Origin of the sequence: Paraglaciecola sp. MB-3u-78, assembly GCF_002835935.1 — a bacterium.
In the GTDB taxonomy this organism is placed as follows: domain Bacteria; phylum Pseudomonadota; class Gammaproteobacteria; order Enterobacterales; family Alteromonadaceae; genus Paraglaciecola.
The window spans coordinates 268,642-282,396 of sequence record NZ_PJCF01000087.1 but is presented as its reverse complement, the minus strand read 5'-3'; the positions used below and the strand labels follow the sequence as shown (position 1 = coordinate 282,396).

The window sequence follows — 13,755 nt, the reverse complement described above, 5'->3', positions numbered from 1 at the left end:
CCACAAGCCACTCAGTATAATCTCCGAGTGGATTATTCTTGGTGCGAACAACCCTTCTATCTTTCAGCTCATCGATGACCGATGATTGAAGACGAAGAAGATCTTTAATACCTAATTCATTGAAGTTCACTCGTTCCCTCTTTGACAGCTAATCGTTTATTAGTGCGACCTTACAAGGCCGACAATCTTGAAAACTAGACTACCCTGTATAGTTGAAAAGTCCAGAGTGAGTAAGCTAAGGCGTTTACGTGTCAGTTGTATGACTGCAATCGCTGATTGCCGCCCGTCGGGTATAATTTGGGCTATTTTCCAGAGGTGATAGATATTTATTCTGTGGCAAATATCTGCGGGTTTACATCGGCGCTGACAGTTGCGTCTAAAATTTTGCATCGGTAGCTAATTCACCATTCAATTCATCCGAGCCCGGTAACTTGACAGTGCTCAATATCATCTAGTCCGCTCGATATCTAAACCATTTAAATATGCTTAATATAGTTGACCTAACAATCTTGAAAACGTAAAGCAATGCACTCAATAGCCAAATTGCTGCACCTAGTAGAAAGGTTATCGCTTCTAATAATACCCATAAGACCTTATAGATAGGTTTTGCAAGTTTTGGCGCCAAGGTTAAGGCTCCTGCAAATTTAGTCTTAGTTACAGCGGAAAGTTTTTTTAATCTTGATAAATCGGCTAGATCGTCAGCTACCGATAAACCTCGTGAAAGCCCGACAAATCCCGAATTTCCTCTAATAATTCTAATGTCATTCAAGGCGCCATTTAAAGGTCTGATGGCTTTAACATTTATGGTGTTTTTTGCGAGAGTAGATAACTCATTCAACTTTTGAGTATCGGCAAAATCAAAAGCATTAATTTTCAAAGACAAGTTTTCTATCGCTTGTTTATTGATGATTTTTTCAGTGTGGTTTGTAAAAACTTTCTCAAGATTTTTAGATAATTTGCCCGAGGTCCGAATAACCTTCAAGCTTGTGGTACCAATCCGTGTGCTGATACCAGGGATTGCAGATACTCCACCATTAGTTAATGAAAAAACAGTTAAAACCGTTGCGGAGATCCCCACCAAAGATAGACCTACTGTGAAAGAGTCATAATCTGGATAAGCATAAAGTTCGTTGGCTAAATCCCTGAAGTCACTAATCCCGCTAATATCTGAAGCTATTGCTCCGGCAAGACCAGCACTTGATGCAACATTGCCGCTACTGGCGCCATTCCAAGCATCTCTGCCATTTCGGGTGAATGCTGACCACGAAGAATTCTTGCCTTCTAATATTTTTAGTAGCTCATCATCAAACACTACGTTTTGTTCATTACCGATTTCATGGATTTGATTTGCTAAATCGATTTCGTCTTTTTCGATAGCGTTTCGCAACTCAATATTATATTTCGCATCAGGAATAAAACGCATATGCATCCTGACAATGGCTTCATTGGAGTGTTGATATATAAGAAAGGATGCTGAATCGTAAGCTAGCGGTAATAGTACAAAACCAGAACTTGAAAACAAGCTCAACAAAACTAAGAAACGAATTATCTTCATATTTATCCCTAATCATCACTTTACATCAAGCAAATCCATTACCCTTAATTTCTTAACCATCTGTCATGTTTCTAAAAATTTTTATCGCATAAATAAAGCTTAACAATAAATTAATACTATTTAAAAATGGTCCATGATTATAAAGTTATCACCTCTGTAACAGATTACCTATTGCTGCCTCAAAGAAAAACCAAATTATCATTATATTGATTTTTATTGCATGAAAAAAAATTTGCAAAAACTGCGTCCCCACCCACCCCAGCAAAATGCTGAAGTGAGCGAGTGCAGCCAAATTTGGCCACCTTTTCAGGCGGTACAACGGCTGGGGCCTATTTTCAGTTGATGATGTCGGAGTTTTTTAGGCTCCATCATTATTTAACGAGATGAGTGAACGTCCTTTCCAAATGCCTACAAATCCCAACCACAAGTAAAATCTACTCGGTTTAGTTTTTGCACGTAAAAGGGGATCACTAGTATACCTCATGATCTTCCCCGCCCACGTTATACAGGTACTAAAAACCCCGTTGCTAAAGTGCGTTACAGTCCTCCGCTGTCGAGCGCTAAATCCAGTCAGGGGTGTTGCCATCCTTGGCCCCCAAAAGTCCCGTAGTGGCTAGTTCTGGCTCCAGATTGTGCCCTCAGATGACCGAGGGTCGGCCCAGTCGCGGTGACACCGAGTTGGCCGCCTGCTGCAGGGTGCTGGGTGTGAGATGGGCGTAGCGCTCAGTCACTTTCGGATCAGAATGACCCAATATCTGCTGTACTTCGTAGAGGCTTCTTCCCGCATTCACTAACATGGAAGCGAACTGATGACGCAGATCATGTAGTCGTAACTTAGGTAGGCCTGCAGCAGCTCTCAGCCGATGCCAAGTCTTTTTAACGCAAGCATAAGGTTTACCGCTTCTGAGATTAACGAACACATATTCAAACTCATCTTGCGTGTCCACCTTGGCCAGTACTTCAATGGCTGCATCATTCAAAGGTACATTGCGTATCTTCTTCGACTTCGAGTTTACAGCAGGGATTTGCCATAAGCGGTTCACCACATCAATGTCGTCCCATTTAGCTTGTCTGGCTTCATTGTTACGAGCACCAGTAGCCAATAGGAATAACGCTAGGTTGCTTACAGACCTGTTCTCATCGGTATGCAGCACCTTGAGCAGTCCAGCCAACTCAGCATCATTCATGTAACGCTCAATCTGATTGCACTCTCTAAACAGCTTAACGCGAGCCAATTGGTTGCTTTCGATTATGTCCCAATCAACGGCGAGGTTTAGTGCATGGCGCAACAATTTTAGATAGTGATCGCAAGTACTTCCAGTAAGACCCTGTTGTTTTAACCCTGAATGGAATTTTTGAGCAGCTTCACGTTTGATGGCTGATAGTTTCAGGTGGCCAAATTCGCCCTTGAGGTGAGTCTTATACATCTGTTCATCGTTCGACCAAGTACGTTTATGTTGTTTAGCAAATGGTAGATATTTATCTTCAAAGAACTCGGCAAACGTTGGAATCGATTTCCTTTTTAACGTCTCCTCTTTAGGGTCTTTGCCGTTGCTTATCTCGGCCTTTAATTTTAAAGTACGCTCTTTGGCATCGATCAGCTTTAATTCCATTGTGCTACCCAGCTTTCGATGACATGTCTTACCGTCAAAGTCCTTATAGCGGAGGTAATAGCTGCCAACGGTGCTGGTAGTTCTGACCTCAACGTATAAGCCTTTGACTACGGCATCACAAAGCTCTATTCGCGACTTGCCATCAGGGCATTTTGGTAGCTTATTCATCATAGCTTGAGTTAGATTTAGAATGGGCATGGTGGTTTCCTTATGGCTTACTAATTGTATACATATTTGCATTCGAAGAATCCTTACCAACATGTTTAAGGGGAAGAGACTGTTGTTGTACCAAAATGCTAACCATACCTCCTAAATCACGTCTAAATTGGACTTCAAACAATTCCCAATGGGCACTAAATATCTGCTTAACGGTGTATTCGGTATCTGGCTTAAGCTCTGGTATGCGTTCAGCAACGATGTCTTTGATCATGTCATTAACACTCTCGGACAGCTCTTGTTCAGTGACTTCGTTTAAATCATTAAAGTTGTTATTCATAGATATACCTTTTTTAATTATATAGTTAAGTAATTGGCCAAGTGGTGGGGGGTGGGGTAGCGGAAACGACAAAAAACAGCTGACAACCAGTCGGACACAGATGCCGAAAAAAGCCGCGGCGCTTTCTGTCTGGACAAAAAAGTTTGCGTGACTTGCATCCCCACCCCCACCCCCACCATTTTTTAGCGTTCGGCAGAATTTCATGCCATACATGATGATGAGAAAAATGCTGGGCGGGGAGGCAGGTTTTGTAAAACCCCCGTCTACATCAGAGACAAGGGGTAGCCTATTGCTGCTAATATTCATCATCACCTGGGATGTAATCAGGCCCAAAATCGGTCTGTTTTGGTCTGTTTTCTTCTTTTTCTCGTGCTTCGGCCATATCCTTATCGATGTTAGGTGGTGTCAACCATCGACTCTTGCCTTGCGATCGTGTGGGCTCACCAAACGTTTGTCGAAGGTAAGTGCCACAATCTCTTGCTTGAACATTAGTAGGGCGATCTATACCTATTTGCTGCAATACCTCAGTGGCTGAGCGTCTGCGCCATTCCTTTTGAGGGGCATCAACATCGAGTGAAGCTGCAAGTTGGTCAGATATTGCGTTAACGATCTGATGCGCGCTGTTGCAGTCCTCTAACAGCTCTTGTTCTTCAGCCGTCAGCCACCACTGCGCATCCTTACCGCCTTTGTTAAACAGCACATATACCTGAGCCCACAACTGTTGCGTATCAATCTTATGTTCGTAATTAATCGCTGTGCAAGGTAGTGTCCAAAACCTCGTGTTTCCGGTCGGGTCCACAAGAAAGTCACCGGCATTAACCGTGGCTGCAAATACCGTTCTTCTTGGGTAATCGCTTTCTTTGCGATCATACGGGAGTCGTAGCTTGTCTCTATCATTTGTGATAAATCCCTTAAGTCTTGCGATATCTTTCTTTAACGAAGAGTCAAGTTCGCCCAATTCTACAATCCAGTGCCGGATAGCATTAATAATCGAATCTTTATTACTGGCATCAAGATGGTGATCTAACTTCATTACCTCATCACAAAGAGCCGCATCGCCTACGAGACTTTTAACCCAACGTGTCTTGCCTAAGCCTTGAGGGCCCTGTAGAACAAGCACCCCTCTACAAGCAAAACTTTTTGGCATTGAAGCTGCAGCCATACCGCTCAACAACCACTTGGTTATTAATATCTGTTTTAGACACAGCGAAAAATTCTGGTCTTCGGTCGTAATTGTGTTTATTAAGTCAGTTATTCGGTCGTTGCCATCCCATGGTTTCGAACCTACCCATTCCATAACAGGATTGAATGAATTATTGCTGGCTAAGGCATAGACATAGCGTTCAAAGTTACCTGAGTAGATCCCGTTAAGCGCCGCTAGGCTAACTAAGACTGTTAATGAGGTATTCGCTGCTGTATCTGGGCAAAATGCTTGTCCAGGAATAATTATCTCGTAGTCTTTTTTAATAACGTTATAGCGAACCGTAATGCCATAAAAAGCAAGCATGATGGCCACATTAATCATAGTTTTCAGCGGTTGGTTATTCGAATCTACATCTATAAATTTCTCATCTGGCACTTTCTCCGACATGTCTAACTTGGGTTTGTCTTGCGGTTGCAGGGCTAATGCAGTAGAAGCTGTGTCACCTTCGATTATTGTCGTTGGCTCAATAGATGTGTCTTCAGTTTCTGCAACTGGGACAGGACTTTTGATATGCGACAACTTCCTTGACGGAACTTTTATGTCGCGTGCTGAAGTTTTGGGTTTTTCACCTTGTATGCTTGTCACTCCATTCTCTTTTGAAGCCGGTTTAGGGCTTTTTAGGGGTGATGTCGAACTAGGAACGGCTTTTAATAGCGGTGTATGAGGGGCATTTGCCATTGTTACTCACTTCTTTCTGCTTAAGGAGGTGGCACAATGGATGATAAAGGTGAGAAGTTCTGACAGCCTGTCATTTTTATTGAAAACCTGTCAGAAATGTGAATGTTAGGCGCTACCGTCTTATAGGAGATTCATCCTCAATTCGTTGCAGGCCATCTTTAACGCACTTGATGAACTCTTGTGAATCGACCCCATCAGATTCGTTTAATGCCTTAATGCACGGCGATATAATCTGACGAATTGAACTAGATGTAAGCTTTTTCACCTTCATATCATCTAAATATTTTTCGACTATTTTTGCCATTCCGTCTGCATTTGGCTGCTTGTCACCTTTAGTGATAGCGGTTGGGGCACCTACTGCAGTTACCCAAAGCTGTGCTAATGCACCAATAACCAGTGTTTGATTTTTAGCGCTAGCGATGGGGGGATCGCGGTCAGGTTTTACATCGACTAATTTCTCGTTTCCCGTTTGATTTTCCGCTTGTTTTATCTGCCAGCCCACAAGATTTTTTTGTAGGTGCTTAGCCACCCATGCATGCACACTTGTTCGGGTAACATACGGCCGACCTTTTTCTTGAGTTTTAAAATCATCTAGTTCAAGAGTTTTATCTTTTTCCTTCAAATCTTCGCGCATGTTGATGTAAATCTCGCGCACTTCTACCATTTTGTTTGTAATTGAAAGTATGTGGGAATCAAGTTCTTTGCGCTTTATTTTCCCAATATTACTATTCATAACTCTTAGGAGTGAAGTATGAAGGACTTCTCCATACGTTGTGTCTTGGTCTTCTTCACCTTCACTATTTAGGGACGTAATACCGACACATGCCAAGGCTGCCTCATCGAGCGTGACTGAGTATCTCATTGAGTCTAAATACCAAAACTCTTCTACTTCTAATCGAGTTAAAATTATTGCTATTTCGTCATTCATAAGAACCTTGTTAGTTTAGGTATGGTTAACTGGTTGGAAATTATAGTAATAAAAATATGGCGAATTACAAACAACAATGTGTATGTATGTATGTGACATCAAAAGTTAACAAAATCCAAGCGTCCATGCTCAGGTCCATTAGTCAACCATCACCAGACTCAATATCCAAACCCAAGTCCAGCTCCTTGTGATACAGAAAGGTCCTAAGATATTGCTCAAGTGTATCTTCTGGGTAGTCATCAAACTCACTGTCTAAAATGGATATGGCAACTTCTTCATATGCATTATAGATTTCTCGCGGCGTCAGTGACTCATCCAGATTAGCCATTACAGCTTTCTCCAGACGAGCGCCAACCTCCGCCATTGCGCGGATTTTCATAATTGTCTCCTACTGTTTGTTTTAAGTGGTGTGGCTACTTCTTCTGAATGAAAAGGTAGTGAAGCATGTAGGCTGTACCTGCGATGATGACGGCTATACCCGCTTGCTGTGGAAAGGCAAAAGCGATGAGTGCCGCAATGACTATCTGCTGCATCTTCTTGGGACTGACCAACAGCAACAGAGCGGCAACAATGACAGTAGTACTAATCATGTCTCGTTACCCGCCGTAATCGACTCACTATGGGCACCGAAAAAGCAGCACCTCTTAACGTCGTCAAACCGCGTTCGTTAAGCGTTTCGGCAATGGCTTTGCAGGTGGTTAACCCTTCAGTGGCCTCCAAATGTATTATCACCTTGCCAATCTTTTGTACCCATTCCTGTTGTGTCTGGACTCGTTGTTGATTGGCGTTACTCACATCTCGATTACGCAAAAGTGAAAGTTGTGGATTGCCCATCACCACACCCCTACGTTTAGCTTCTGTCATCGCCTGTTTGGTTCTGACGGAAATCATCCTTGCTTCATGTTCAGCCATTGCAGCTAATATGTGGATGGTTAGATTGTCTATCTCGGGCAAGTCACACAATTTGAACCGTATGCCTCGCTTCTGCAGGCTAGTTACAAAGTGTAAATCCCTCGATAGCCGATCCAATTTGGCTACCAACAAAGTCGCATTGGCAAGTTCGGCATAGTCAGCGGCTTTAGTGAACTCTGGTCTGTCGGGACGTTTACCACTCTCAACTTCCATATACTCAGCCACCAACTCACCGCCGAATTGTTGCAAGAAGTCTTTTACCGCTTGCTTCTGAGCATCCAACCCTAAACCAGAGCGGCCCTGTTTTTGTGTACTCACCCGAAAGTAAGCGACATATCTTGGTTTCATTGGAATATTCATTAGAATTTCTCCTATGGTCCAGTCAGCAAAAGCAATCAGCAGACGCAACTATGCCTACAACTACAATGTTGCATATCGCTAAAGGGACCTTTTGTGTGATGTGAACCTACAATTTGTAGGCGATATGAGGGGTTACTTAGAAATGGATTTACTGGCCGCTTTATTACTGTTGGCTTTGAGTTTACGTTCGTTTTCTGCACGTACTTTTGCTTTAGCAGCATCACGTTCAGCCACTACATCATGCAAATTAACCTTGTCCTTAATCAAAGGCTGCATACTGTCCGTAAAGGCTTTTATGTCACCCATATCATGCAAGCGCTTTGAGTCTTTGAATGACACTAAGATGTTTTCAGCCTTCAGTGCCGCAGCAAGGAATCCGGCGTTGTTGGCACTAGCGGAAGTATACAGTGGGGTGAATATCCGAGCGTTGAAGCTTGTGTCTGGAGTAGGGCGTTTTTCGATGGTGGTTACAATGTCATCGAAGGCTATCCATTCGTTAGAGAACAGGCCGCCTGTGTCATTATCTGTGAGTCGTACAAGAAGGGTTTTCTGGTCGGTGTTGTAGCCGATGTTGTAGGTCAATGTGTGGTCATCGGGCAGAGTGACTTTGCCGCATGTTGAGATTTTAAGTATGTTGATGGAAGGTGTAGTGTTGGGAATTGTTGTGTTGGATTTTGTCATGGGAGGTGCCTCTTAGGTTATGAATAGCGATGGTGCTTATTCATATAAGATACCGTTAGAAGCGTAAAGGGTGGTGGTATGAGGGTGCTTTCTTAGTCGGTTTTATTGCCCTGATTCCCCTATTGTTTATTTGCTTACATTCGCTTACAGTTAATAAAAGGTTTACCATATATAAAAGCCACAAGTTGCCATTCAATTTGTTTGCAACTAAATCAATATCATTAAAAGATGTATCAGGATGATAATTGAGCCGCTATGGAATAGGCGCACCGCCTCCTCCCCACTGTCGTTCTCAAAGTTGTTTCCTTGTTATGCTGTAAAAAAGGAATGCTAATAATGCTCACGTTTTTGTCTGAGCTTCGTCTGAAGTCTTATTTTGTGTTTTTTGTTTTGTTGTCTGCGAACTTTGCGGCCAATGCCTCTCTTGAAGGACAGTGGCAGCATGTAGCCACTGGTTCACATCATTCTTTGGCACTTAAGCCCGATGGCACTCTCTGGGCATGGGGCTATAACGGCAATGGCCAATTGGGGGATGGCACTACAAGTGGAAATAATGTCCCGATACAAATAGGCAATGACACTGATTGGCAACGTATTTCGGCTGGATATCACTCTTTAGCGGTAAAATCAGATGGCACACTCTGGGCATGGGGGAATAACTCAACTGGGCAATTGGGTGATGGCACCAAGACAGACAGACATACACCAACACAAATAGGCGATGAATCTAACTGGCAAAGTATTAGTGCTGGGAGTGATCATTCATTAGCCATTAAGACCGACGGTACCTTATGGGTTTGGGGATATAACTACTATTTTCAATTGGGTGATGGCACTAGGACGACTAGGATTGCGCCAATGCAAATTGGCAGCGAAACAAACTGGCAAAGTATTAGTGCTGGGAGTAGTCATTCATTAGCCATAAAAACTGATAGTACTTTATGGGCTTGGGGATATAAACATGGAGAAGGTGGTTACATTTCTAGCCCTAGACTAATAGGAAGTGATAACAACTACACTAACTGGCAGAGTATTAGTGCTGGGAGTAGTCATTCATTAGCCATAACATTGGATGGTACCCTTTGGGCTTGGGGAAGTAACTACTCTGGTGAATTAGCCGATGGCACTACCATACAACGTAATGAACTAGTGCAAATAGGTAGTGACAATAGTTGGAAAAGCATTGCTGTTGGTCAAGACCATTCTCTAGCCATAAAGATCGACGGTAGTTTGTGGGCGTGGGGGCGCAACAACCGTGGGCAATTGGGTGATGGAAGTGAGACTAATAGACTTACACCAGTAAAAATTGGCAGCGAAACAAACTGGCAGAGTATTACAGCATCGAACGATCATTCTTACGGCATCAAAACAGGCGCTAGCCTTTGGGCTTGGGGGGAAGGGCAATTAGGATTTGAGGGGGCGAGCAAAGCGACCTACCCCGTTCAAGATACTCCATATTTAGAGATGAATTGGCGGCAAGTGGCGTCGGGGGGAGCGCATTCTTTGGCAATAAGGGCTGATGGTACGCTCTGGTCGTCGGGAGATAATGAATCTGGTCAATTAGGCCGCAGTACCAATTCGCGATACAGTCAGGAGCTAATTCAATTAGGTAACGATACTAATTGGCAAATTATTAGCGCTGGAGCTGTTCACTCTTTAGCCATCAAGGTTGACGGCAGTCTCTGGGCGTGGGGTGATAACTTTCGTGGGCAATTGGGTGATGGCACAACAACAAATAAAGATACACCCGTACAAATAGGCATTGATAACAACTGGAAAATGATTAGTGCTGATCATAATCATTCTTTGGCCATTAAAGCAGATGGTAGCCTCTGGGGTTGGGGATCCTTTTCGGGTTTAGGGGATGATGGCACCTACGGACAACAAATTGCTCCGGTACAACTAGGTAGTGACACTGACTGGCAAAGTATTCAAGCGGGTGAGTCACTCTCCTTAGCCATCAAATCAGACGGCACCCTTTGGGCTTGGGGGAGCAACCAGTTTGGGCAATTGGGTGACGGCACCACAATTAGTAGCAATACACCAATTCAAATTGGTAGCGACACTAACTGGCAAACTATTAGTGCAGGGAGGCTTCATTCTTTGGCAATCAAGTCTGACGGCACCTTATGGGCGTGGGGACGAAACCAGTTTGGTGAAGTGGGTGATGGCTCAACAACAGCAAGAGATACACCAATCCAAATCACAAATAAGAACAACTGGAAAAGTGTTAATGCTGGAAATGGTAATTCTATTGCCATTAACTCTGATGGCCACCTTTGGGCATGGGGGGAAAACAAGCGCGGAGCGTTGGGTGATGGCACTACAATAGCGAAAAACACACCGCAAAAAATTCAATCCGCGATAAATTGGCAAACAGCTAGCTCTAATAATTACTTTGATAATTACAGTGTTTTAGCTATTAAGGCTGACGGCACCCTCTGGGTCTGGGGATATAACTACTATGGGCAATTGGGTGATGGCACAACCAGACAACGAAATACTCCGGTACAATTAATATTTATTGATAGTGATGGAGATGGGGTGCCTAATTCAACGGACGCATTTCCTTACGATGTGAATGAGCAAACCGATACCGACAATGACGGTATTGGCAATCATTCAGATCTAGATGACGATAATGATGGCATTCCTGACGAATATGAAATCGCCAATGGTTTAAATCCGTTGGTGGCAACTGATGCTTTGTTGGATCGTGATGGTGACGGTATTTTTGCATTAGATGAGTATTTATTTGGTAGCGATGACAACGATGTGAATGATGTTCCTGCCAATGTTAATTTTGCTTTTTATTCGTTTGAGGCGTCAAACTGCGAAACCGAATTAAGCGCTGATATCGCGTGGAAAAACACCAACAGTAGAGCTTATCACGGTAATAATAGTTGTCAGGTTGCGGACCTTGAGAATAGTGGTACAGCGAGTTTGACTTATCAGACTATCTTTAATGCTGGCTATTTTAGTTTCGCGCTCAAAACTTCCACCGAAGAACAATATGACGAGTTAACTCTCAATGTCGATGGGGTCAAAATTGCCAGTTTTAGTGGCGAACAGGAATGGGTCATTTATCGTTACCCCATTACAGCCGGTCAGCACAGCATTAGTTGGACTTATACAAAAGATTCAGGAGACTCAGCGGGTGACGATTCGGTGTGGATTGATAGTATTGTTTTACCTGTCAACACCGATATTGATGCTGATGGCATCAACAATGATATCGATAAAGATGATGACGGTGATGGTTATCTGGATCTCGATGAAATGGCTGCGGGCAGCGACCCCATCAATGCCAGCAGTTTGCCTCTGGACACCGACGGTGATTTTATCTCAAATGCGACGGATACTGACGATGATGGTGATGGCTGGCTGAATAGTTATGAAATAGTAGTTGGAACCAATCCCATATTGAGGGACACCGACGGCGATGGAACGGATGACAACATAGATATCCTGCCACTTGATGCGAGTGAATCTGTTGATACTGACTCTGATGGTATTGGCAACAATGCAGACACAGATGATGACAATGACGGTATTGCCGATGCGGACGATGCATTTTCACTGCTATCCATTGGTGAACTAACGGATACAGATAATGACGGTGCGCCCAATGACTGTGACGAAAGTTGTGTTGTGTTTGGTATGGCCGCTGACTTAGATGACGATAACGACGGCGTATTGGATGTAGATGATGCCTTCCCTCTAGTTGCGATTGGAGAGTTATTCGATACCGATGGTGACGGTGCACCGAATGACTGTGATAAAAACTGTGTAGCCTTAGGTATGAACGCTGACTCGGATGACGATAATGATGGCATTAATGACAATATTGATAATCAGCCGTTGAGATTTGGGAAGTCATCTGAATTCAAATTTTCATACACGTTTGATGGCAATGACAGAGGGACTGCTGGCGTTATAATCAAAGGTACTATTGAAGGTATTCTTCAGCCTGATAATGACACTATTGACATCCTCAGCTTTAAACAAGTGAGTTTAGCGGGTCACGATTACCAGATATTAGACGCCATCGGTATACAGGCGGTATTACCTGCCAATAAGCCCAAAATGAGTCTGTCTGGAGCGGTGTTAGATTTTTGGGTGTGTGCACAAGGTTTTACTCAACTCTTGGCTGATGGTAGTGGAAGCTGTCAATTTGGCGCAGAGGGAGCCTTTTTGTTCACTCAAGCTCCGGTATCTGGGGTCACGGGTCCTTTGGCACTTGCCGGTATCCCCGAGCTAGGCGCGAGTTATCGCAACAGTGATTTACCGTTAAACGTGGTAAATTGGCATGCCACGTCGGTAGGCGTGCTACATGACGTTGACGGTGATGGTAAATCAGATTTGCTGTGGCGCAGTAGCGCAAAAGGCTGGAATTTCCTGTGGGCGATGGATGGCACACAAACGAAACTAGCGCGTCCGATAAATGTAGTACAGGACGATGGCTGGTTAATGGCCGGTCAGGGGGATTACGACGGAGATGGTAAATCAGACATCTTATGGCGTAATACCATCACGGGTTTAAATTTCATCTACTTAATGGATGGTCTAAACATTAAGGCGCGTCAAGTTCTGAACTATGTTGATGCCCCGCAGTGGGAGCTTGCTGGCAGCGGCGACTTTAATGGCGACGGTAAAGGCGATGTGCTGTGGCACGATATAGTGAGGGGACGTACCCATTTTTACATGATGGATGGCCTGCGCATTGGTACTAACCAAGCGTCAGTGACGGTCACCGACTTGAATGAAAAAATAGTAGCGATAGGCGATGTTAATGGTGATGGCACCGATGATGTCATCTGGCGTAATCAGCGTACGGGCGGGAACAGTATCTGGCTAATGGAAAATGGCTTAGTAACTGATATGTATGTATTAAACCGAGTGAGTGTAGATTGGACCATTGCAGGTGCTGGCGACTTAGACGGTGATGGCACTGATGACATTGTGCTGCGTAATCAGGCGGATGGTCGTAATTGGGCATTTATGATGCAGAGTGGTCAAATAAGAACGAGCCAGTTGATTAACACCGTCGGCAGCTTGGATTGGCAAATTGCCAATATGGGTGACTATGATGGTGATGGTAAGACCGACTTCTTGTGGCGCAATGAAAATGCCGCGCGCAATATTGTGCATCTGATGGATGGTTTAACTATCAAAGATAAAGGGGTCTTAAGACCGACTGATAATACGTGGCAGTTGGCTAAGTAAGGCCAATAAGCGGTAAAGCAAACAGAAAAGGTCATCTCAGTCATATGAGTTGGCCTTTTTTATATTCGTTAAGGTGTCATTATCAATAGCGGTTTTAAGTAA

At 43.8% G+C, this 13,755-nt stretch carries 10 protein-coding genes; 1 reads left to right on the top strand and 9 read right to left on the bottom strand.

What is annotated here, in order from left to right; translation table 11 throughout:
• Window positions 1–451: 451 nt before the first annotated feature.
• The 9 genes from CXF95_RS29375 to CXF95_RS29340 form a co-directional block, all read right to left on the bottom strand.
• The gene (locus CXF95_RS29375) at window positions 452–1,555 is read right to left on the bottom strand and encodes a hypothetical protein (protein WP_198556765.1); all 1,104 of its coding nucleotides are present in this window, start codon (window positions 1,553–1,555) and stop codon (window positions 452–454) included.
• Window positions 1,556–2,193: 638 nt separating this feature from the next.
• Window positions 2,194–3,366 carry a site-specific integrase gene (locus CXF95_RS29370; protein WP_101201931.1) on the bottom strand — a complete coding sequence of 391 codons (1,173 nt, stop codon included), beginning with the start codon at window positions 3,364–3,366 and terminating at the stop codon, window positions 2,194–2,196.
• Window positions 3,367–3,376: 10 nt separating this feature from the next.
• Entirely contained in the window at window positions 3,377–3,664 is a 288-nt protein-coding gene (locus tag CXF95_RS29840) for a DUF1413 domain-containing protein (RefSeq protein WP_157828312.1), read from the bottom strand.
• A gap of 295 nt (window positions 3,665–3,959) precedes the next feature.
• A complete protein-coding gene (locus CXF95_RS29360) occupies window positions 3,960–5,546 on the bottom strand; it encodes a VapE domain-containing protein (protein WP_101201910.1) in 1,587 nt (528 codons plus the stop codon).
• Between the two features lie 112 nt (window positions 5,547–5,658).
• Window positions 5,659–6,474, bottom strand: coding sequence for a hypothetical protein (locus CXF95_RS29355; protein ID WP_101201909.1), 816 nt, complete (start codon window positions 6,472–6,474; stop codon window positions 5,659–5,661).
• A gap of 142 nt (window positions 6,475–6,616) precedes the next feature.
• Window positions 6,617–6,853 (bottom strand): hypothetical protein, encoded by a 237-nt coding sequence (locus CXF95_RS29350; RefSeq protein WP_101201908.1) that lies wholly within the window; start codon window positions 6,851–6,853, stop codon window positions 6,617–6,619.
• A 34-nt stretch (window positions 6,854–6,887) separates the two neighbouring features.
• A complete protein-coding gene (locus tag CXF95_RS29835) occupies window positions 6,888–7,064 on the bottom strand; it encodes a hypothetical protein (protein ID WP_157828311.1) in 177 nt (58 codons plus the stop codon).
• Complete coding sequence (locus CXF95_RS29345; RefSeq protein WP_232788108.1) at window positions 7,057–7,746, bottom strand: recombinase family protein; 690 nt, start codon at window positions 7,744–7,746, stop codon at window positions 7,057–7,059. The genes CXF95_RS29835 and CXF95_RS29345 overlap by 8 nt, the downstream gene beginning before the upstream one ends.
• Window positions 7,747–7,878: 132 nt before the next feature.
• Window positions 7,879–8,427, bottom strand: a complete 549-nt coding sequence (locus tag CXF95_RS29340; RefSeq protein ID WP_101201907.1) for a hypothetical protein — start codon at window positions 8,425–8,427, stop codon at window positions 7,879–7,881.
• Window positions 8,428–8,763: 336 nt separating this feature from the next.
• Here CXF95_RS29340 and CXF95_RS29335 point away from each other — a divergent pair, with 336 nt between their 5' ends.
• Window positions 8,764–13,653: an FG-GAP-like repeat-containing protein gene (locus CXF95_RS29335; protein ID WP_198556764.1), complete on the top strand. Its 4,890-nt coding sequence runs from the start codon at window positions 8,764–8,766 to the stop codon at window positions 13,651–13,653.
• The last annotated feature ends 102 nt before the right edge of the window (window positions 13,654–13,755 follow it).

Excerpts from the sequence above, each read along its gene's own strand:
- CXF95_RS29375 (WP_198556765.1), bottom strand. The coding sequence starts at position 1,555 with ATGAAGATAATTCGTTTCTTAGTTTTGTTGAGCTTGTTTTCAAGTTCT.
- CXF95_RS29370 (WP_101201931.1), bottom strand. The coding sequence starts at position 3,366 with ATGCCCATTCTAAATCTAACTCAAGCTATGATGAATAAGCTACCAAAA.
- CXF95_RS29840 (WP_157828312.1), bottom strand. The coding sequence starts at position 3,664 with ATGAATAACAACTTTAATGATTTAAACGAAGTCACTGAACAAGAGCTG.
- CXF95_RS29360 (WP_101201910.1), bottom strand. The coding sequence starts at position 5,546 with ATGGCAAATGCCCCTCATACACCGCTATTAAAAGCCGTTCCTAGTTCG.
- CXF95_RS29355 (WP_101201909.1), bottom strand. The coding sequence starts at position 6,474 with ATGAATGACGAAATAGCAATAATTTTAACTCGATTAGAAGTAGAAGAG.
- CXF95_RS29350 (WP_101201908.1), bottom strand. The coding sequence starts at position 6,853 with ATGAAAATCCGCGCAATGGCGGAGGTTGGCGCTCGTCTGGAGAAAGCT.
- CXF95_RS29835 (WP_157828311.1), bottom strand. The coding sequence starts at position 7,064 with ATGATTAGTACTACTGTCATTGTTGCCGCTCTGTTGCTGTTGGTCAGT.
- CXF95_RS29345 (WP_232788108.1), bottom strand. The coding sequence starts at position 7,746 with ATGAATATTCCAATGAAACCAAGATATGTCGCTTACTTTCGGGTGAGT.
- CXF95_RS29340 (WP_101201907.1), bottom strand. The coding sequence starts at position 8,427 with ATGACAAAATCCAACACAACAATTCCCAACACTACACCTTCCATCAAC.
- CXF95_RS29335 (WP_198556764.1), top strand. The coding sequence starts at position 8,764 with ATGCTCACGTTTTTGTCTGAGCTTCGTCTGAAGTCTTATTTTGTGTTT.